We start from the raw sequence: 19,262 nt of genomic DNA, 5'->3' as shown, positions 1-19,262 counted from the left end.
TGTTGCGTGGCCTTCGCGGCCACGTATTGATTCACAGCGGCAGGGACGACAGACAATGAACAATACGATTTATCATTCACCCCTTCGGGTGGAGGGTTTTGCCGAATTAGGTGATTACGCCGCCATCGGCGAAGGCCGATCGGTTGCACTTATCGCGCCGGACGGGTCGATTGACTGGTGGTGCGCGCCCAATCTGGATTCTCCCCCTCTTTTTGACCAAATGCTGGACGCGTCCATCGGCGGTTTTTTTAAGCTGGAGCCGTCCGCACCGTACAGGGTTGAACGCCACTATCGCCCTGACAGCAATGTGCTGGAAACCCGCTTTGAAACCGATACCGGATCCCTGTTATTAACCGAGTCGATTAACAGCACGCTGGCGGGCAGACTGCCGTGGAGCGAACTGGCTCGTCGGGTGGAAGGGATTGAAGGCACGGTTACGCTCGATCTGCATCTGCGGTTTGGTACGGCGGCCGAGACGCGCTCTCCGTGGATGGCGGAAACTCCGCAGGGCACGGTCTTTCATATCGCCGATCTTATGGCGATGCTGCGCACCAGCGATGATGTCATCGTAACGCGCTGCGATGATGAGGAAATCATCGCCAGTGTGACTACCCGCCCGGGTAGCCGGTCGCTGATTGCATTACTGGTGACCGAGGGCGAGCCGCTGGCGATCCCCGCTATCGATGCAATTGATAAACGAATTGAAACCAGCCACGAGGCCTGGTGCGACTGGTCGCGGGGCCTGAGCTATCGCGGGCGCTATGACGATTACGTCAAGCGTTCGGCGCTGGCGCTTAAGTTTTTATGGTACTCGCCAACGGGAGCGCTGGCAGCGGCGGCGACTACCTCGTTACCTGAAGGGATAGGTGGGGAGAAAAACTACGATTATCGCTATGCCTGGGTACGTGATGCCTGCCTGATCATCAAAGCCTTTGTTTATATCGGGGCGCTCGAAGATTGTAAGGCGGCCTATTCGTGGCTGTCGCAGACAATCATTCGTCATGGGGTTAAGCTGCGTGCCTGCTACACCCTGGACGGCGAACTCGTCCCTGAAGAACGCTACCCCGAACTCTCAGGATACCGGGGATCAAAACCTGTCCGCATCGGTAATAACGCGCGCGACCAGGTGCAGCTCAGTATGTATGGTGACATGCTGGCCACCGCCCGGCTGTTTATTGAGGCAGGCCACGTACTCGACCTTTCCACATCGCGCATGCTGGCGGAACTGGCGAACTGCTGTGCAGACAGCTGGCGACAGAAGGATTCAGGTATCTGGGAGCTGCCTGAAGAACAGCATTACACCCAATCGAAAATGGCCTGCTGGCTGGCGCTTGACAGAGCGGTGGAGCTGGCAAAAGAGAAGCATATCGAATCGACCTGGATTGAGCGCTGGCAGCGGGAACGGGATCGTATTCGTGACTGGGTGGAAGAACACTGCTGGTCGGAAAATCTGCAGGCCTATCTGTTCTATCGGGGCAGCGATGACCGTCTGGATGCGTCAATGGCGCTGGTTCATCACTATGGTAACAGCGTTAACCCTCAGCGAATGCTGGCGACCTACCGTGCGATATATCGTGAACTCGGCCATAACAGCCCGATGCTGTATCGCTATAGCGGGGTGGAAAAGGAAGAAAGCACCTTTGTGGCGTGCTCGTTCTGGCTGGTAGAGGCGCTGGCTTCGATGGGGGAGCGAAGTGACGCCGAACAGGCGATGCGGACGATCCTGGATACGTTATGCGAGCAGGGGAATGTGGAAACCTTTAATGAAATGTTCGATGTTCGTAGCGGCACCTGGCGCGGCAACCTGCCGCAGGGGCTAAGCCATCTGGCGCTGATTTGCGCCGCGCAGGCGCTGTCCTGATCCCTCCTCAACGGTGAAGCGGCCTGATGGGCCGCCCTGGGGGACTAACATGACTTTATCCTGGTGAAATCGATTCATTAAAAAGTGTGTGGCTGTAGCTTAAGAATGTATTCATTTACATCGAACGCACTTTATTGAAGCCTGAACGACTTTTCCGCTGAGCAAAATGAATCCACAGGATTTAACGATATCTTCTGGCGATTCGGCTGATATCCTGCTTTTCCAGCACAGGCTTATCGAAGCCATAGCGGGCAGCATTCAGCATTGCTTTACCCATTTCTTCAGTGGTAAGAATGCTGTCCGGGAAGAGGCGTTTAAGTAATGAAAAGAACGGTCCCAGGGCACTATAAAAAATTCTGTAGGCAGCAGTTTTGGATTGGATACCGTTAAGCGGCTGTATTATTGCCGGGCGAAACATCAATGCGGTTGCAAAGCCCTGCCTGAGCAGGGCATTTTCAGTTTTGCCCTTAACTCTTGCCCACATGCTTTTCCCTTTTTCAGAACTGTCGGTCCCTGCACCTGAGACATAAATAAAGGTCATGGCAGGGTTTAAGCGCACCAGATGAGCGGCGACGTCAAGCGTCAGTTTATATGTAAGGCGACAGTATTCCTCCTCTGACAGGCCGGAAGCACTGACACCGAGACAAAAAAAACAGGCATCCCATTTTTTAGACGCATTTGCGTCAGTCAAGGGTGAGATGAGGTCATCAGTGACCACCTGTACAAGCCTGGGGTGCTTCTCCGTCAGGGGAGAACGAACAATGACAGTGACTGTTTCCACATCACCTGCTTTCAGACACTCGCGTAACACGCCCTGGCCGACCATACCGGAAGCGCCATAGATTAAAATGTTCATAATGAATCCTGACTGTTTGACTTCGTATAAATGCCCCTTCAGGCAATCAAAGACCTGAAGGGGCGCTCGGCTGTTACATTTATTACAGAAACAGCCCCCGGGAGTTGCTTCACGCTATCGTCTTATATTCCAGGTAACTTTGAATGCCGTAAGGGCCGTTCTCTCTTCCGATGCCCGACTGCTTCACGCCACCGAATGGAGCAAATGGCGTGTGCGCAAACGCATTGATCGAAACCGCGCCAGTCTGCATCTGTTCTGCGACCCTCTTCGCGCGGGCGGCATCTTCGCCACTGACGTAGCCAGCCAGGCCATAGGGTGAGTCATTAGCAATCGCGATAGCTTCCTGCTCATCTTTATAAGCAATAACGCATAGCACCGGTCCGAAAATTTCTTCACGGGCGATGGACATGTCGTTGGTCACGTTAATAAAAATCGTTGGCTTTACAAAGTTACCGCCTTCCAGCCCGGCAGGATATCCCGGGCCCCCGGCAAGGATTTCAGCGCCTTCCTGAATACCGGTTTCAATATAGCCCTGCACTCGCTTGAACTGCGTCCGGGAGACCAGGGGACCCACCGCTGTATCAGCCTCCTGAGGCAGGCCGACCTTGATATGTTCAACCGCCTGCTTCAGTGCTGTGGTAATTTCATCATAGCGGCTTTCCGGCACCAGAATTCGCGTGCCTGCAATGCAGGCCTGACCGCTGTTCATGAATCCTGACTGAAGGATAAATGGCAGTGCTTTGTTCAGGTCAGCATCTTCCAGAACGATATGCGCTGATTTACCGCCCAGTTCAAGCGTCACGCGTTTCAACGTATCGGCGCCGCGAGCGGCTATGCTCTTGCCGACGGCCGTTGAGCCGGTAAAGGAAATTTTAGCGACGTCGGGGTTGGTCGTCAGTTCCACGCCGACCACGTCACCGCGACCATTAACGATGTTGATAAGGCCGTCAGGCAGACCTGCGGCGTCCACGCACTCCATTAATACTTGAGTCTGCAGGGCACTCATTTCACTGGGTTTTGTCACCACGGTGCAGCCTGCTGCCAGCGCGGCTGCGGCCTTGTTACAGAAGTACATGATGTTGGCGTTCCATGGCGTGATGTGCCCTGCCACACCGACGGGGTGCAAAGACACTTCAGCCTGGCCGACCATCTTTTTAAAGGGGACGTCTTTCAGACTTTCTTTTACGCTCAGAATAGCGTCGCAGGAGGCTTTGACGAGGAACTGCGCCATCTGCACCGGTCCGCCATATTCCTGGACGAGGGCCTGTACATGTTCATCCGCCCGTGCGGCTACCGCATCGTGGAAGCGCTGAAGAAAACCGGCACGCTCAGCTGGCGTGGTCAGGGAGTAGGTACGGAATGCGTCCTTTGCTGCAGCGATCGCCTGCCGGGTATCTTCTTCGTTACCCAACAGCACGGAGCCGATAAGTTCGTTTGTTGCCGGATTAACAAGATCAAACTTCTCCTGGCCGACTGAATCAACAAATTTCCCGCCAATATAGTGTTGCGTTATATGCTTCATGAGTTCTCCTCGCTGGAGTGGTGGGTGGTGTATCCGGCTGCTTAAAAAACGGCTCCGGAATATGAAACTGACTAGTCAGTCATTTAATGTTTCATGAGGATGGGCTAAAAGCCCAGTCCCTGCCAGAACATCTGAAATCCATCACGGGTGTAATTCTCAGTGTTTTCCGGCTCGCTCAAAGAAAAATCCACTGTTGTCTCAGCCAGTGAGGCCATCACTGCAGTTACAAACGCCACACTCCGGCCTGAATCTGATTTCCCTAACTCAGCCAGCATCTGATTGACAGCGTCAAACATGTCGGAAGACTGCCGGCGCGTTTGTTCCGTTACGCTACGGGAGACACTCAGCTGCTGCAGTGTCGAACGCTTTTCAGGATTAGCACATGCCCATCGGATATAAGACTGCCAGACATGAAAACTCTTTTCCCTGATGTTCTTCTGAAGAGGAAACCCTTCAAGCAGGGCACTGGCGACTTCACTTTTAATGTGCAGGTAAAGCTGGTTGAGCAGCGTCAGCTTATCCGGGAAATAGGTAAACAGAGAGCCCGTTGAAACGCCCGCTTCTTTCGCCATCAGTGACGTGGTGGCGCCAAGGCCCTGACTGGCAATAATGCGAAGCGCAGCATCAAGAATGGCAGTACGTTTTTCCTGATCTAATGGGCGAGCCATAAAACATCCTTAGCTGAGTGATTAGTCAATCATAATGCATTTCACAAAAATAGCAACCTGATGGGTAGAATCGTTAGTGTTCGGTTTTTGACCGGTCGTGGTCATTTCCCTTTCAACAAAGGCATGATGCTGCGGTGGACAGTGCAGAAGGCTACAACACATTTTCAAAACTTCAGCGGGATCGCTGTTTCGAAAGGGACTTGAGTTTCTTTTTTGAAGCACAAATCCATTATGACAGGCAGAAAGAACCTGCTTTCATCATCGCGAGAATGGCGGGGGGCATAACGAGTGTGGTGAGTGTCTGATGCTTTCGGGGGGCTGGCGTCATATCCGGTACGATCTTACGCAGGTTCAGGATCGACTGGTTAACCCTGAACCTGCTTTAACACCCGTTATATTGGGCGTCAGTTTACTTCACTACAGGCTTCCCAGGCGGAGATGAACAGGTGTTGATTACCGATCTAAAAAATGAACATCGCTATCTTCAGCACAATGATGTTCAGTCGGGCATTGACGGGCATTTCAATCAATCGATTCATCTGCCGAAATGCCACAATCCTTACCGAACCCGATAAATCCCCGCTCCCCAGTACCCTTTCCCGGGCCGACTGACCTCCTGCCAGCCCAGCGACTTCAGCTCGCGGGCGATCAGCCGGTTGATAATGCCGTGCCCCATCAGCAGTACGGGGCGATTGCTTTCCTTCGCCAGATCGACCAGCCTTCGCGCCGCGCTGGCCGCACGCACTTTCGCCATGTTCAGCGATTCAACATTGCGAGCAAATCCGCAAAGCCACAGCAGGCGATAAGCCACCGCCCAGTGAAAGGGGGAAAGCCGAACGCCGGGCAGCGCGTAAATCGGTAAATCTGCCTCTTTAAATACCTCGTCGACCAGCACCGGCTCGCAGCCGAGGGCCTGAAGGGAGGAAATGGCCCGGGGTAGCGGGCTGCTGATGGCGATCGGCCCTGTATTTTTCAAGGCGATGGCTGATTGCGGCGGTATGTCACCACGCGTATCCGAGAGATCGTACTGTTTAACCCAGTCTGCCATTTCCCGTGACGTGACTTTTGCCGCGCCGCTAAACGTCGGTTTGCCGTGGCGCATCAGAATAATGTTCATTGGTATCCTTGCCTGGTGATTCGTTTTTACCAACATTGCACACTGCGGTTGACGATCTAAACGTCACAGTAGCAGTAGTAGTCGCCGTACCGCCGCAGTATACCTGCTACGGCTCCGGCTGGCAGCGTTCGCAGCCGCGCCCGCCTGCGGCCAAGTTAGCCAGTACGGTTGAGCGTTAAGCCCGGTAGTCAAAAGAGCCTTTTCTCGATGGTGGGATAAGGCTCTCGCGAAGCTTAATGATATATCCCCGATCTCCCCCTCTGTTTGCAGTGCCGTTCCTTTAATGAACCCACCGGTTTTGTTATCATTCAGGCCGGTTTTAGGAGGAAACGATGCGAACACTGACTGATGAAAAACGAAATGCCATTCTTGCCGCCGCCTCGGCGGTGTTTCAGGAGTTTGGCTATGAACGTGCGTCGATGAATGAAGTGGCTAAGCGTGCCGGTGGCTCGAAGGCGACGCTGTATAACTACTTTCCGTCCAAAGAAGCGCTGTTTGAAAGCGTGGTCAGAACCTACAGCACCCACTATCTGACCCAGGCCGCCAGCGAGCTGGACCGCAAGGATAACGCGTCGCTCAGCCTGGAAGAGAAGCTCACCGTGTTTGGCCGACGGATGCTCAGCGTGCTGACGACGGACAGCCAGGCGATGCAGCTTTATCGCGTTGTTGTAGGTGAAGCGGGGCATTCGGATATTGGCGAGCTGTTTCGTGAATCCGGCGTACGTGAAAGCATGGCCGCACTGACCGTGCTTATGCAGGCATCAATGGATCAGGGGGCGCTGTACGTCAGCTCACCGGAACTGCGGGCGAAGCAGTTTACGTCACTGGTCAAAGCCGAAGTAGACGAGCTGCTGCTGAAAAGAGAGGTGGAAACCCTCAGCGAAGACCGCATTCAGAAGATGGTGTCGGCGGCAGTCACGCTGTTTATCAAGGGTGCCTGCTAGCCGGGACATTCATCTTACCCAACGTTGATTGAGAGAAGGAAACGGCGATTGACAAATTACGCTCTTTAAGTAAACTGAACCGTACAGTTTATTTAAGGGGTGTGCCATGTTCAGATCTATCGTCGTTTCCGTATCACTTTTCTCCGCAGCGCTGATGTTGAGCGGCTGCGTGTCTCTCTTTTAAGGCGGGTTTGAAATAATGAAAATCGTGCTCAATTGTTATCTTATCGCCGGCGTTTTCCTGCTCTCGGGCTACCTTTCCATCGGTAGCCACATCTGATCCCCTCGTAGATTTATCACCCGCCATAACCTGCGCCGTTCCGCATCACACTCTGCCACCGGGAGAACAAGAGTTCCTCCCGGCGGCTGTCGTTTGCGGCGACACGGCAAAAAAAATCCTGCAGCCAGAATCGCTGCAGGATTGCCCTGGTGGTGGCAGAATTAAAGAAATCGGTAACTGAAGCCGGCCGTGATGATGGCTGCGCTGTCGCGATCGCTCATCGGGCTGTGTCTGACCTCATCGGGCAGTCGTTCATACTGTGCGGAAATATACGTCAACAGCTGGTCGCCTGGGGCGTAGCGCAGGCTCAGCCCCAGCCACGGCGTAAACGCATCCCCGGGATGCCACTCGGCAAGGTGGCTGCGCCGGGACTCCTCCTCGCTGATGCCGTAGTAGTAACGGTTTTGCGCTCCGTTATCCCACCGCACTCCGGCCGCCGGGATCAGCGACCACCGATCCTGCCGCAGGGTGTACGACCAGGCCGCTTCCACCGACATGCCATCGCTGTGATTAATGACGTCCCGTTCCAGCGAGGTGCTGAAATCTCCCGCCCGGGTGGTCAGCGTGTAGGCCAGGCCGGATGCGACACCAATCCGCCGTTTGTTCAACTGCCTGATCAGCCAGTCCGTACTGTCTTGCGGCCGGAACTGGCGGGGATCGACACCCAGATAAAAATCGAGGCGGTGCGAGCTGTTTTCAACAACATGAAACCCGCCTCGCGCTCCCTGCCAGAAAAGCGTGCCGTCTTCGTAACCCACGGCCGGTAACGGCATGACTTTAACGGGCGTATCTTTATAAGGAACAATAAAACCCGCCGCGGCAAGGCCCAGAGACAGGTCCGTTGCCTGGCAGGTTGAAAGCGTCACCGTGCCCAGTAGTAGCCCCACGGTGAAAGTAAACACGGCAGGAGGGGCGGGTTTTATCGCGCTCACTGTAATTTTTCCAGCAGCTGGTCGGCACCTTTATCAATGCCCGTTTCCGCCGCGCTGAGTGCGCCAAAGGTTGCCCCCACGTTCATCGCATTCGGATACTGTTCGGCGATATAGGCCAGCAGCAGTTCATCCGTTATGGCGTCATGCAGCTCCACCGCGTAGTTCACGTAGCCGCTCATCAGGCCGCGTCCTCCTCTCACCGACTGCACGATATTGTACGGACCGCCGGCAAGGTCGAACTTGGTGAAGGTGCCGATAACCTGCGGGGTGGTGTCCGCGCCGGTCAGGGTGAGTTTTAACTTCAGCGTGCCGGGTGCATTATCAGAGACAACCCGGAATTTTTTACCCAGCACCTCACTGAATTTTTTCTGCATATAGTCCGCAAGCTGTTTGCGGTCGGCGCGTTCAACGTCATTGAACTGACCATCGCTGCCCTGATAAATCGTCACGGGTTCGATATTGATGCTGCTGTACTTCTTCCAGTCCACCGGGGACGCGTATTTAAACGGGATCCTGTCGCTGTCCTCGGACGGATTGGGCGTTAATCGCGAGGAAGAGTCCAGCCCTGCGTACTTATTCGGCGAGGAGCCTGAGCATCCGGCCAGCAGGGCGAGGGAGGCGAAGATCGCCAGATGGGTGGTTTTTCGAACGATTAACGACATGATGTTCACTCCTTTAAATAACTGGAAACATAATAACTAAACTGTACGGTACAGTTATGATGTTTTATTGCAGCAGTGTCAAGAGGGAACCGTTACTCAGAGTGATTAAATTCAGGCGAGGGTTATGCCTTAACACTGAAACATATTTACGACGGGTGAAAATGGCGTATCGCTTTTGATCAGGTAAGAGAGAAACGCTACAAGGATGGCCGCCTGGGCTGCCGTTAATCTCTCGGTGGAAAACTACCCCCGTTCCAGCCTGTAAACGAAACGGGGGTATCTCTTAGAGGGCGATGCGCTGCGGCTTTTGCGGCGCGCGAAACACCAGCATGATACCCAGCAGAATTGCCGTCATGCCGGCAATGCCGGACCACGGCAGCCGGTTGCCGAGCAGCAGATAATCCAGCACGGCAGTGATCACCGGCACCAGATAAAACAGGCTGGTGACATTCACAATGCTGCCGACGCTCAGCAGACGATAGAACAGCAGTTGAGCAACCACGGAAATCAGCACGCCGAGGAACAGTGCCGAGGTGATAAATGCGGCGTTGATACGAAGATGGACGGTTTCCGTCGGCAGCAGAAACAGGCACAGCAGCAGGCTGATGCCGTACTGCATGGGCAGGATCTCCGCGGGCGACTGGCGGTTTTTCTTCTGCATGATGGTCCCGAAAGTCATAAAGCCGAGTGCGGCCAGCGCGCAGGCCACGCCGGAGAAGGGCAGACGGGAGGCAATCAGGCTTTGCCAGACCATCAGCACCAGGCCCGCCAGCGCGATCAGCAGACCGCAGAGCCGCATTCCCTGCAAACGGCGCTCGGTCAGGCACAGCGTCAGAATCGGCTGAATGCCCATAATCGTGGCGATGGCCCCGGGCGTAACGCCGTCCGACATCGCCCGGAAGTAACACACCGAATAGCCGCCAATCAGCATCAGCCCGGTCAGCGCTACCGGCACACGTGTCCCCTTCGCAGGCAGCCCGGTTTTGCGCAGGCCGCCGATAATCAACAGCGCGGTGAGGGCAATGGCGAAGCGCACAATCAGCAGGGCCAGCGGCGAGGCGTTATCCAGCCCCAGACGGGTGAAAATCGCTGCCGATCCCCACAGCAGCACAAACCCGGAGGTCGCGCCCTGTGCGGCCAGCGTTGTTTTAGATATACGCATCAATGTCGTCGTTCCTTAGCGTCGATTTGTTTCCGGCAAGCACCCGGTTCAGATGAAAGGCAATCTACCATTGGCTTTGAAATGACAAAAACGAATGTTTATCATGGAATGCATGACAAAAGCAGATGGGTGCGTTGCCGGATGGATATCAATATTCAGAAATATAAAGCCTTTATGAAAGTGGTGGAGCTGGGCAGTTTTACCAAAGCGGCTGAAAAACTGTTTTATTCCCAGTCGGCAATCAGCCGGATGATCAACGATCTGGAAAAAGAGTGGCAGGTGTCGCTGTTCGAGCGTCACCGCAGCGGCGTACGGCTGACCTCCGACGGCATTAAGCTGCTGCCCTTTGCGAAAAGCGTCTGTGAGGAATACCTGAAGTTGCAGGCGGAGGTGGATGCGCTTAACGGGCTGCAGTCCGGCATTATCCGTATCGGCACCTTTTCCAGCGTCGCCACCCACTGGTTACCCGGGATGCTCAGCGCCTTTCAGCGCGATTACCCGAATATAGATTTCGAACTGCTGCTGGGGGACTACACCGAAATCGAGGCGTGGATTGCAGAAGGGCGCGTCGACTGCGGCTTTACCCGTCTTCCTGCGTTAGCGGGGCTGGAGACGATTTTCCTGGAAAAAGATGAATATCTGGCGGTGCTGCCGCAGGATCATCCGCTGGCAGAAAAAGACCTCGTTCCCCTTGCCGCACTCTGCGATCGGCCTTTTATCCTGCTGGAAAAGGGCAGCAATCATGAAATTGCGGAGATCTTTAACACGTCCGGGCTGGCACCGCGCGTCAAATTTACCCTGTGGGATGATTACGCGGTGATGGCAATGGTCGAGAAGGGGCTGGGCGTCAGCATTTTACCCCGTCTGATCCTCAGGAATATCCCTTACCGCATCGTCACCCGCCCACTGGATGTTGCGCCCTATCGCGAAATCGCGCTGGCATTGCGCAGCAGCAAAACCTGCTCCCGCGCCGTGCAGCAGTTTTTGCATTACCTCCGATACCGGAAATCCGAATCCGTCAGCTAATCCAGCCTCATTCACTTTTTTTGACGTTGGACGACAAAGCTTTTCGCTGTTTGTTTATCGTCATGAGGATTATGCTTTTTAACAGCTGCGCAACAGCCTGTTCGAGAGACGGCCTGCGTAATCAACTACTGAACTGAATTCTGGAGAGTTCCATGAAAAAGATTGGCATCAATGGTTTCGGACGTATTGGCCGCCTGGTACTCCGTCGTATTCTGGAGCAAAACGAGCAGGTGGAAATCGTGGCGATTAACGACCTCACCTCGCCGGAAATGCTCGCCTACCTGCTGAAATACGACTCCAACTACGGCGCGTTCCCGGCAACCGTCAGCGCCGGTGAGAAATCACTGGTCGTGGGCGGCAAAGAGATTACCGTTTTCGCCGAAAAAGATGCCCGCAACATTCCGTGGGGCGATCTGGGCGTTGACGTGGTGATCGAATGTACCGGCTTCTATACCTCAACCGAAAAAGCGCAGGCGCACATTGATGCGGGTGCCGCTCGCGTGCTGATCTCAGCCCCGGCCGGTGAGATGAAAACTATCGTCTACAACGTCAACGATGACCAGATGACGGCGGACGATACCATTATCTCCGTGGCGTCCTGCACCACCAACTGCCTGGCACCGATGGCGAAAGCGCTGAACGACAGCTTCGGCATCCGCGTGGGGACCATGACCACCGTTCACGCCTACACCGGTACCCAGGCACTGGTTGACGGCCCGCGTGGCAAAGATTTCCGCGCCTCGCGTGCGGCGGCAGAGAATATTATTCCGCACACCACCGGCGCGGCGAAAGCTATCGGGCTGGTGATCCCGGCCCTGGCGGGAAAACTGAAAGGCCATGCGCAGCGCGTCCCGACCAAAACCGGTTCGGTAACCGAGCTGGTCACCGTGCTGGATAAAAAAGTGACGGTGGCAGAAATTAACGCCGCGCTGCAGGCCGCCTGCGAGAATAACGAATCGTTCAAATATACCGACGACGAGATCGTCTCCTCAGACGTGATTGGCCTGCCGTTCGGTTCGATCTTTGATGCAACCCAGACGGAAATCAGTGAAGTGGGCGATCTGCAGCTGGTGAAAACCGTTTCCTGGTACGATAACGAGTACGGATTTGTCACCCAGCTGGTGCGCGTGCTGCATAAATACATCAGCCTGTAAGTTGAAACGCTGATAAGTTAATACGGGCCGTCGTTTCTCCAATACGGAGAAGCGGCGGCCCGTTTGCGTTTTAGCGGCCCAGCTCCGCCAGCAAAAAGTCGATCAGCACGCGGATGGTTTCGCTCTGCTGGCGGTGCTGCGGATACACCGCACTGAGCATGAGTGATGACGGATGGCACGCATCCAGTACGCTGACCAGATCCCCGCGCTTCAGCGCGTCACCGACGATAAATTCCGGCAGCAGCACCAGACCCAGCCCGGCCACCGCCGCATCGCGCAGCACCTCGCCGTTATTGCTCTGCATCGGCCCGCACACCGCGACAATCTTCGCTTTCCCCTCAACGTTCAGCTCCCAGCCGTACTGTCCTTCGCGCCCGAAGCGCAGGCAGGCGTGATGCTGCAGATCCTCCGCGACCTGCGGCGTCCCCGCACGCTGAAGGTAGGCCGGGCTGGCGCAGATCACCCGTTTTAGTTCACCCAGGCGACGGGCCATCAGCGTGGAGTCCGCCAGCGTGCCGATGCGGATCGCCATATCAAACCCTTCGCCAATCACGTCCACGTAGCGGTCCGCCAGTTCCGTGTGCAGCTGTACGGCAGGATGGCGGGCAAGAAAGGCGGCCAGTAGCGGCGACAGATGGCTCATGCCGAACGACATCGGCATGCTCAGGCGGAAGGTGCCGTGCAGCTCGCGGCGGCGCTCCGAGACCGACTGCTGCGCCGCCTGAATGTCATCGAGGATCTTCAGCGCGTGCTGGGCAAAGGTCCGCCCGGCATCGGTCACCGACAGTTTGCGCGTGTTGCGGATCAGCAGCCTGGCCCCGAGCGAGGCCTCCAGCGCGGCCATGCGGCGGCTGACGTACTGTTTGGACAGCAGCAGCTGTTCGGCCGCGGCGGTGAAGCTGCCGGCGTTAATCACGGCGACGTAGATCCTGAGGTCTTCTATCTGCATATTGTCCACTAAAACGTGACGGTGATTGCCAGTTCAGGCCATTGTTGGGCATATGAGTTTACTTATATTCTGTGTCTATCGGAAGGGCAAACGCCCGCCACCCAACACAAAAACTAAGGAACACATCATGATCGAGCAAAGACTTTCAGCACAGCGCGGCCTGGGCGATCACGGCTGGCTGCATTCACGCCACACCTTCTCCTTCGCTAACTACTGGGACCCAAAACAGGTCGGATTCTCTGACCTGCTGGTAATTAACGACGACCAGGTGGCGAAATCCCGTGGTTTTGGCGCACATCCGCACAGCAACATGGAAATTATCTCCTACGTGCTGGAAGGCGCGCTGGCACACAAAGATTCAATGGGAACCGGTTCGGTGATTGTCCCGGGTGATGTGCAGCTGATGAGTGCAGGCAGCGGCGTGACCCACAGCGAGTTCAACCATTCGCAGACCGAAGGCGTTCACTTCCTGCAGATCTGGATTGTGCCGGCAGAGAAAAACACCGCGCCGGGCTACCAGCAGGTTTCGGTGCCGGACAGTGAAAAACGCGGGCAGATGCGGCTGATTGTCTCCCCGGAAGGCACTGACGGCTCGCTGAAGGTGCGCCAGGACATGCGGATTTACAGCGGCCTGTTTAACGGTGACGAAAGCCAGACGGTGACGCTGCCGGACGACCGTTATGCCTATATCCACGTGGCCCGCGGCAGCATCACCGTCAACGGCATTGAGTTTAAAGAAGGTGACGGGGCGCGGGTGCGCAACGAGCAGACGCTGACCTTTACCGACGGCCAGGATGCGGAAGTGCTGCTGTTCGATCTGCGCCCGGTGGAAGTGAACCAGCCAACGCGCTAAGCGACGGATGATAAAAAGCGCTGACTTCGGTCAGCGCTTTTTTTTATGCCATTAACATCAGGCGGGGTGTTTAAACGGGGGCCACCAGATAGCGGACCGCCGGCAGGCTGTCCTGCTGATGGAATTCGTAAAGCCTGTTCTGAATTTTCTGATCGTTCATGGTGTAACGGTCCCGCTGGCGCAGGTGCTCCATCCAGGAGCCCACGATAAAGGTCTCCACAAAAATACCCGGCTGCAGGATATCTTCATACACCGACCAGTTAATGGCGCCACCGCGTCGCCTGACACGGCGCATATCCTGCATGCACAGGATAAAGTCATGCGCATCGTCCTGGCGGATCAGGTATTCATAGCTCACCATCACCGGTCCGCGATCGTGGTGAATATCCAGGGCCGGGACGGCGCTGTCCACATTGCTGAGGTCAAGATCCAGGTCCGGGTCCTGATCCAGCCGCCAGCGCAGCGCCGTGGTGCTGGCCAGTAGCATGCCGACCGTGGCCACGCACAGGGAGGCCGGGATACCGTAATGCGAGGCCAGCTGCCCCCAGACGGCACTCCCAACGGTCATGGCGCCGAAAAATACGGTGAGGTACACCGCCAGCGCGCGGGCCTTCACCCATTTTGCCGCGCTGCGCTGTGCCCCCAGATTCAGCGTGGAGAGCACCGCAATCCACGAGAAGCCGGTAAAGAATTCGAAGGCATTCAGCAGCCAGAAATTGCGTACGAAGGCCAGCGCCAGCAGGGTGACCGCAAACATCAGGCTGGACAGAACCATCAGGCGGTCCGGGTTAAAGCGCCTGCGCAGTCGCGGCAGCATGACTGCGCCACAGATGGCGCCGACCCCGATAAACGCCAGCATAATCCCGTAGCCGCCGGGACCAAGATTTAACTCACGGCGGGCGACCAGCGGCAGCAAAGCCCAGCCGGCGCTGCCGAAAACGAAGAAGGCGACGGTACGAACCAGCACGTTTCTCAGCACCGGCGCGGCATGGACGTAGCGCAAACCCGCGCGAACCGCCGAGAAGAAGTGCTCCGGCGGCAGGCGCTGCACCGCCGGTTCGGCTTTCCAGCGATACAGCACCCACGCCACGCCGAGAACGGACAGCGCGTTGAGCAGAAATACCATCCACGGGCCGGCGAAGGAGAGGATCAGGCCGCCCAGCGCCGGGCCAATGGCACGGCTGATATTAATCCCCAGCGAGTTTAGCGCGATGGCCGGGCCGAGTTCCTCCTTGCGCACCAGATCCGGCACAATCGCCTGAAACGGCGGGGAGCTCATCGCCGCCCCGGCGCTGAGCAGGAACGCAGCGATAAGCAGGATCGGCGGCGTCACGTGGCCGGTAAAGGAAAGCACGGTTAACCCGGCGGCGGCGATAAACACCCACAGCTGGGAGAACAGTAAATACTTACGCCGGTCGACAATGTCGGCCATCACCCCGGACGGTAGGGCAAACAGAAACATCGGCAGGCTGCTGGCCGCCTGCACCAGCGCCACGCTGAGCGGATCCGCGCTGAGCGTCAGCATAGTCCAGTTCACGCCGACATCGTTCATCCAGGAACCGATGTTAGACACTACGGTGGCAATCCACAGCAGGCGAAAGACCGGCTGGCTCAGCGGCTGCCAGGGAGACACCCCGGCCTGCGGCGGCAGCTCGGCGACCTCCGGCGTAGCGCTGTGAATATCGTTAGTTTGCGCCATAGCGCACCTCCTGTTACCAACCCGCCCTGAAAGGCATCCGCAATCGCGATCTCTCATTCGGAGTCAGTCGGTTACTCAAGTTAAGCCCCTGGGAAACCCAGCACGACGGCACGGCCGGCTGAAATTCAGGCGCAGAAAAACCGCCCCGTAGTGATACGGGGCGGCAGGGTTAATCGTGATTCAGGGGATCAGAATGCGAAGCAGCTACAGCCCAGCGCGCCCCAGAAGGCGTTGTCTTCGGCCACCGGCACGCTGGAACCGCGTGCGATATCGTGATGATGGCTGTGCACGCCGCACGGGCCGCTGCACTGGTGAGGCTGGGAAGCAAAGGCCGCACGGCCGTTCGCCTGAGGAGGCGCGCTGCGGTAGTGGCCCGGGAATTTCACCACCGGCGACCACTCCGGCAGCACCGGAATTGACGGCGGCGCTTCGGAGGTAAAGGATCCCGCCGCATACACCACGTTGCCGTCAACCACGGTCAGCACCGACTCAATGCCTTTAATCTCTTCTTCCGGCACCACAAAGTAGTCTTTGCTCAGCACCGCCAGGTCCGCCAGCTGGCCGGTTTTGATCTGGCCTTTTTTACCCTGCTCGCTGGAGAACCACGCGCTGCCCTGGGTCCACAGCATCAGCGCGGTATCGCGATCCAGGCGGGCATTGACGTCGTACATCTGCATGCCGCCGACGGTACGACCCGATACCAGCCAGTACAGCGCGGTCCACGGGTTATAGCTGGCCACGCGGGTGGCATCCGTTCCCAGGCCGACCGGGACGCCGGTTTCCAGCATCCGCGCGACCGGTGGCGTGTGTTTGGTGGCTTCAATCCCGTAGCGCTCGGCGAAGTATTCCCCCTGGAACGCCATGCGGTGCTGCACCGCGATGCCGCCGCCCAGCTCTTTGATGCGATCGATGTTCTTCTGGGTCACGGTTTCCGCGTGGTCGAAGAACCAGTGCAGGCCGTTGAACGGAATATCACGGTTCACTTTCTCGAACACGTCCAGCATGCGGCTGATCGATTCGTTGTAGGTGGCGTGCAGGCGGAACGGCCAGCGGTGCTCCACCAGGTGGCGTACCACGCGCTCCAGCTCATCTTCCATTCCCGGGGCCAGGTCCGGGCGCGGCTCAAGGAAATCTTCGAAGTCGGCGGCGGAGAACACCAGCATCTCGCCCGCGCCGTTGTGGCGGAAATAGTCGGTGCCCTGGCCCGGGGTCAGCATATCGGTCCACTTCTCGAAATCTTCCAGCTCGTGGCCCGGACGCTGGGTGAACAGGTTATAGGCGATACGCAGCGTCATCTGCTTCTTCTCGTGCAGCTCGGAAATGACCTCGTAATCCTCCGGGTAGTTCTGGAAGCCGCCGCCCGCATCAATGGCGCTGGTCAGACCCAGGCGGTTCAGCTCGCGCATAAATTGGCGGGTAGAGTTAACCTGCTGTTCCAGCGGCAGCTTTGGCCCTTTCGCCAGCGTGGAGTAAAGGATCATCGCGTTAGGGCGGGCAATCAGCATCCCGGTCGGGTTGCCGTTGCCGTCGCGCTGGATCTCGCCGCCCGGCGGATTTGGCGTATCGCGGGTATAGCCCACCACTTTTAATGCCGCGCGGTTCAGCAGGGCGCGATCGTAGAGGTGCAGGACGAAGACCGGAGTATCCGGTGCGGCTTCATTGATCTCTTCCAGCGTTGGCATGCGGCGCTCGGCAAACTGGAACTCATTCCAGCCGCCGACCACGCGCACCCACTGTGGGTTTGGCGTGCGCAGCGCCTGCTCTCTCAGCATACGCATGGCATCGGCAATCGACGGCACGCCTTCCCAGCGCAGTTCCAGGTTGTAGTTAAGCCCGCCGCGGATCAGGTGCAGGTGCGAGTCGTTCAGGCCCGGCACAGCCGTATGCCCCTTCAGATCGATGATTTTCGTGCCTTCACAGCTGTGCTGCATCACTTCGGCAACGGTGCCAACTTCCAGAAACTTACCGTCGCGGATCGCCACAGCGTCGGCAACCGGGTTTTCGCGATCGACGGTGTGAAAACGGCCGTTGGTTAAAATCAGGTCTGCTTTACCAAGCGTTACCATAGAACCTCCTGAACTGAGATGTCCGAATCAGGCCCGACGGCCACGGACAAAGAAAATCGCTGCCGGCAAAGGCAGGACGTGTAGGTAGATGACGGGATTATGGTCAGCGCGGGGGAGGAGCGTCTAGTTATACAAACGGATAGGTATCCCTCCGTATAGGTATACACAGAGATAATAGTGCGAATAAAAAAAGCTTCGTAGACTGCGCTCCATGGTCAACCCGGACTGCTTCACAGCGCAGCGGACCGCGTAACGCCGATGAATTTACAACGTCGTCATTTTTTATTAATCCAGCATCATTAACCTCAATGGGTATTACTATGACTAACTCGAAGCTTGAAGTCCTGACGCCACACAACAGCCAGATTATTTTCATCGACCAGCAACCGCAGATGGCCTTCGGCGTGCAGTCTATTGACCGCCAGGTTCTGAAGAACAACACCGTTGCGCTGGCAAAAGCGGCGAAGGTGTTCAATATCCCAGCCATCATCACCACCGTGGAAACCGAAAGCTTCTCGGGCCACACCTACCCGGAACTGCTGGACGTGTTCCCGGGCCAGGATATCCTGGAGCGTACCTCCATGAACTCCTGGGACGACCAGAAAGTGCGTGACGCGCTGGCGGCAAACGGTAAGAAGAAAGTGGTGGTGTCCGGCCTGTGGACCGAAGTGTGTAACAACAGCTTCGCCCTGTGCGCCATGCTGGAAGGCGGCTACGAAATCTACATGGTGGCTGACGCATCCGGCGGTACCACTAAAGAAGCCCACGACTATGCCATGCAGCGCATGATCCAGGCCGGCGTGATCCCGGTGACCTGGCAGCAGGTGATGCTGGAATGGCAGCGCGACTGGGCACACCGCGATACCTACAACGCCGTGATGGACATTGCTAAAGAGCACTCTGGTGCTTACGGCATCGGCGTTGATTACGCCTACACCATGGTACATAAAGCGCCTTCACGTCAGAAGAGCGAGCACCGTACTCTGGCTCCGGTCCCGGCACGTTAATTGTTCTTTGCCGACCGGTGCGCCGTGCGCCGGTTGGCATTGACTCATCAGGGGAAACCATGAGTCCGTTACTCGTTTCGCTTGGCGCAGGTGTGCTGATCGGGCTGGTTTACGCGCTGCTTAACGTGCGTTCACCGGCACCGCCCGCCATTGCACTGATTGGCCTGCTGGGTATGGTTATCGGTGGCCAACTGGCAACGCAGTTCCTGTAGCGTTGTTTTTTGCTAAGAAGGTGGGCTAAAGATGGTAAAGTCTTACGCTATTTCACTGGTGGTCGGCATGCTGGCCGGCGTGATTTATTCACTGATCGCGGTTGATTCTCCGGCCCCGCCGGTTTTTGCGCTGGTCGGGCTGTTCGGCATGCTGGTGGGCGAGCAGATTGTCCCGCTGGTTAAACGATGGATTAAACGAGAGCCGGTGACGCTCAGCTGGTTTAAGCAGGAGTGCGTGCCGAAAATCAGCGGCACCCCGCCGCCGCCAGACGAAAAGTCCGGTTAAGGACGA

At 56.7% G+C, this 19,262-nt stretch carries 18 protein-coding genes; 8 read left to right on the top strand and 10 right to left on the bottom strand.

Annotated elements, in window-relative coordinates:
• The first annotated feature begins 55 nt into the window (after positions 1 to 55).
• Complete coding sequence (locus PGH32_RS22750; protein ID WP_337895256.1) at positions 56 to 1,861, top strand: glycoside hydrolase family 15 protein; 1,806 nt, start codon at positions 56 to 58, stop codon at positions 1,859 to 1,861.
• Positions 1,862 to 2,042: 181 nt separating this feature from the next.
• Here the strand turns inward: PGH32_RS22750 and PGH32_RS22745 are convergent, their stop codons facing one another.
• The 4 genes from PGH32_RS22745 to PGH32_RS22730 all read right to left on the bottom strand — a co-directional run bounded on the left by PGH32_RS22745 (position 2,043) and on the right by PGH32_RS22730 (position 6,024).
• Positions 2,043 to 2,717, bottom strand: a complete 675-nt coding sequence (locus tag PGH32_RS22745) for an NAD(P)H-binding protein (protein ID WP_337895255.1) — start codon at positions 2,715 to 2,717, stop codon at positions 2,043 to 2,045.
• Positions 2,718 to 2,826: 109 nt separating this feature from the next.
• Positions 2,827 to 4,239, bottom strand: a complete 1,413-nt coding sequence (locus tag PGH32_RS22740; RefSeq protein ID WP_337895254.1) for an aldehyde dehydrogenase family protein — start codon at positions 4,237 to 4,239, stop codon at positions 2,827 to 2,829.
• Between the two features lie 104 nt (positions 4,240 to 4,343).
• Positions 4,344 to 4,907 carry a TetR/AcrR family transcriptional regulator gene (locus PGH32_RS22735; protein ID WP_337895253.1) on the bottom strand — a complete coding sequence of 188 codons (564 nt, stop codon included), beginning with the start codon at positions 4,905 to 4,907 and terminating at the stop codon, positions 4,344 to 4,346.
• 559 nt (positions 4,908 to 5,466) lie between these two features.
• Positions 5,467 to 6,024, bottom strand: a complete 558-nt coding sequence (locus PGH32_RS22730; protein ID WP_337895252.1) for a histidine phosphatase family protein — start codon at positions 6,022 to 6,024, stop codon at positions 5,467 to 5,469.
• 332 nt (positions 6,025 to 6,356) lie between these two features.
• On the opposite strand from PGH32_RS22730, the gene PGH32_RS22725 reads away from it, so the two are divergent.
• Positions 6,357 to 6,968 carry a TetR/AcrR family transcriptional regulator gene (locus PGH32_RS22725; protein WP_337895251.1) on the top strand — a complete coding sequence of 204 codons (612 nt, stop codon included), beginning with the start codon at positions 6,357 to 6,359 and terminating at the stop codon, positions 6,966 to 6,968.
• A 441-nt stretch (positions 6,969 to 7,409) separates the two neighbouring features.
• Here the strand turns inward: PGH32_RS22725 and PGH32_RS22720 are convergent, their stop codons facing one another.
• The 3 genes from PGH32_RS22720 to PGH32_RS22710 form a co-directional block, all read right to left on the bottom strand.
• Positions 7,410 to 8,180: a MipA/OmpV family protein gene (locus tag PGH32_RS22720; RefSeq protein WP_337895250.1), complete on the bottom strand. Its 771-nt coding sequence runs from the start codon at positions 8,178 to 8,180 to the stop codon at positions 7,410 to 7,412.
• On the bottom strand, positions 8,177 to 8,842 hold the full coding sequence (locus PGH32_RS22715) for a DUF3313 domain-containing protein (protein ID WP_337895249.1): 666 nt from the start codon (positions 8,840 to 8,842) through the stop codon (positions 8,177 to 8,179). Before PGH32_RS22715 ends, PGH32_RS22720 begins: the two co-directional genes overlap by 4 nt.
• A 283-nt stretch (positions 8,843 to 9,125) precedes the next feature.
• Entirely contained in the window at positions 9,126 to 10,004 is an 879-nt protein-coding gene (locus PGH32_RS22710; protein ID WP_337895248.1) for a DMT family transporter, read from the bottom strand.
• A 141-nt stretch (positions 10,005 to 10,145) separates the two neighbouring features.
• Here PGH32_RS22710 and PGH32_RS22705 point away from each other — a divergent pair, with 141 nt between their 5' ends.
• Both PGH32_RS22705 and gap read left to right on the top strand, forming a co-directional pair.
• On the top strand, positions 10,146 to 11,030 hold the full coding sequence (locus tag PGH32_RS22705; protein WP_337895247.1) for a LysR family transcriptional regulator: 885 nt from the start codon (positions 10,146 to 10,148) through the stop codon (positions 11,028 to 11,030).
• A gap of 152 nt (positions 11,031 to 11,182) precedes the next feature.
• Positions 11,183 to 12,184, top strand: a complete 1,002-nt coding sequence (gene gap, locus PGH32_RS22700; RefSeq protein ID WP_314419179.1) for a type I glyceraldehyde-3-phosphate dehydrogenase — start codon at positions 11,183 to 11,185, stop codon at positions 12,182 to 12,184.
• A gap of 70 nt (positions 12,185 to 12,254) precedes the next feature.
• On the opposite strand, the gene PGH32_RS22695 is transcribed toward gap, so the two are convergent.
• A complete protein-coding gene (locus PGH32_RS22695) occupies positions 12,255 to 13,133 on the bottom strand; it encodes a LysR family transcriptional regulator (protein ID WP_337895246.1) in 879 nt (292 codons plus the stop codon).
• A gap of 127 nt (positions 13,134 to 13,260) precedes the next feature.
• On the opposite strand from PGH32_RS22695, the gene PGH32_RS22690 reads away from it, so the two are divergent.
• Positions 13,261 to 13,986: a pirin family protein gene (locus PGH32_RS22690; RefSeq protein ID WP_337895245.1), complete on the top strand. Its 726-nt coding sequence runs from the start codon at positions 13,261 to 13,263 to the stop codon at positions 13,984 to 13,986.
• A 70-nt stretch (positions 13,987 to 14,056) separates the two neighbouring features.
• Here PGH32_RS22690 and PGH32_RS22685 read toward each other — a convergent pair whose 3' ends face one another.
• Both PGH32_RS22685 and PGH32_RS22680 read right to left on the bottom strand, forming a co-directional pair.
• Positions 14,057 to 15,685 carry an MFS transporter gene (locus PGH32_RS22685; protein WP_337895243.1) on the bottom strand — a complete coding sequence of 543 codons (1,629 nt, stop codon included), beginning with the start codon at positions 15,683 to 15,685 and terminating at the stop codon, positions 14,057 to 14,059.
• 188 nt (positions 15,686 to 15,873) lie between these two features.
• Positions 15,874 to 17,751 carry an amidohydrolase gene (locus PGH32_RS22680; RefSeq protein WP_337895242.1) on the bottom strand — a complete coding sequence of 626 codons (1,878 nt, stop codon included), beginning with the start codon at positions 17,749 to 17,751 and terminating at the stop codon, positions 15,874 to 15,876.
• A gap of 320 nt (positions 17,752 to 18,071) precedes the next feature.
• Here PGH32_RS22680 and PGH32_RS22675 point away from each other — a divergent pair, with 320 nt between their 5' ends.
• Genes PGH32_RS22675 through PGH32_RS22665 form a run of 3 tightly spaced genes read left to right on the top strand, consistent with a single transcriptional unit; the run spans position 18,072 to position 19,256 of the window.
• On the top strand, positions 18,072 to 18,758 hold the full coding sequence (locus PGH32_RS22675; protein WP_337895241.1) for a hydrolase: 687 nt from the start codon (positions 18,072 to 18,074) through the stop codon (positions 18,756 to 18,758).
• A gap of 59 nt (positions 18,759 to 18,817) precedes the next feature.
• Entirely contained in the window at positions 18,818 to 18,970 is a 153-nt protein-coding gene (locus PGH32_RS22670; RefSeq protein WP_443112821.1) for a DUF1427 family protein, read from the top strand.
• A gap of 31 nt (positions 18,971 to 19,001) precedes the next feature.
• Entirely contained in the window at positions 19,002 to 19,256 is a 255-nt protein-coding gene (locus tag PGH32_RS22665; RefSeq protein WP_314419165.1) for a XapX domain-containing protein, read from the top strand.
• Positions 19,257 to 19,262: the final 6 nt, after the last annotated feature.

Origin of the sequence: Erwinia sp. SLM-02, assembly GCF_037450285.1 — a bacterium.
Lineage (GTDB): Bacteria > Pseudomonadota > Gammaproteobacteria > Enterobacterales > Enterobacteriaceae > Erwinia.
This window is presented reverse-complemented; position numbering and strand designations above follow the sequence as displayed.

Bases quoted from the DNA above. Each gene is read 5' to 3' on its own strand.
- PGH32_RS22750 (WP_337895256.1), top strand. From the start codon at position 56: ATGAACAATACGATTTATCATTCACCCCTTCGGGTGGAGGGTTTTGCC.
- PGH32_RS22745 (WP_337895255.1), bottom strand. From the start codon at position 2,717: ATGAACATTTTAATCTATGGCGCTTCCGGTATGGTCGGCCAGGGCGTG.
- PGH32_RS22740 (WP_337895254.1), bottom strand. From the start codon at position 4,239: ATGAAGCATATAACGCAACACTATATTGGCGGGAAATTTGTTGATTCA.
- PGH32_RS22735 (WP_337895253.1), bottom strand. From the start codon at position 4,907: ATGGCTCGCCCATTAGATCAGGAAAAACGTACTGCCATTCTTGATGCT.
- PGH32_RS22730 (WP_337895252.1), bottom strand. From the start codon at position 6,024: ATGAACATTATTCTGATGCGCCACGGCAAACCGACGTTTAGCGGCGCG.
- PGH32_RS22725 (WP_337895251.1), top strand. From the start codon at position 6,357: ATGCGAACACTGACTGATGAAAAACGAAATGCCATTCTTGCCGCCGCC.
- PGH32_RS22715 (WP_337895249.1), bottom strand. From the start codon at position 8,842: ATGTCGTTAATCGTTCGAAAAACCACCCATCTGGCGATCTTCGCCTCC.
- PGH32_RS22710 (WP_337895248.1), bottom strand. From the start codon at position 10,004: ATGCGTATATCTAAAACAACGCTGGCCGCACAGGGCGCGACCTCCGGG.
- PGH32_RS22705 (WP_337895247.1), top strand. From the start codon at position 10,146: ATGGATATCAATATTCAGAAATATAAAGCCTTTATGAAAGTGGTGGAG.
- gap (WP_314419179.1), top strand. From the start codon at position 11,183: ATGAAAAAGATTGGCATCAATGGTTTCGGACGTATTGGCCGCCTGGTA.
- PGH32_RS22695 (WP_337895246.1), bottom strand. From the start codon at position 13,133: ATGCAGATAGAAGACCTCAGGATCTACGTCGCCGTGATTAACGCCGGC.
- PGH32_RS22690 (WP_337895245.1), top strand. From the start codon at position 13,261: ATGATCGAGCAAAGACTTTCAGCACAGCGCGGCCTGGGCGATCACGGC.
- PGH32_RS22685 (WP_337895243.1), bottom strand. From the start codon at position 15,685: ATGGCGCAAACTAACGATATTCACAGCGCTACGCCGGAGGTCGCCGAG.
- PGH32_RS22680 (WP_337895242.1), bottom strand. From the start codon at position 17,751: ATGGTAACGCTTGGTAAAGCAGACCTGATTTTAACCAACGGCCGTTTT.
- PGH32_RS22675 (WP_337895241.1), top strand. From the start codon at position 18,072: ATGACTAACTCGAAGCTTGAAGTCCTGACGCCACACAACAGCCAGATT.
- PGH32_RS22670 (WP_443112821.1), top strand. From the start codon at position 18,818: ATGAGTCCGTTACTCGTTTCGCTTGGCGCAGGTGTGCTGATCGGGCTG.
- PGH32_RS22665 (WP_314419165.1), top strand. From the start codon at position 19,002: ATGGTAAAGTCTTACGCTATTTCACTGGTGGTCGGCATGCTGGCCGGC.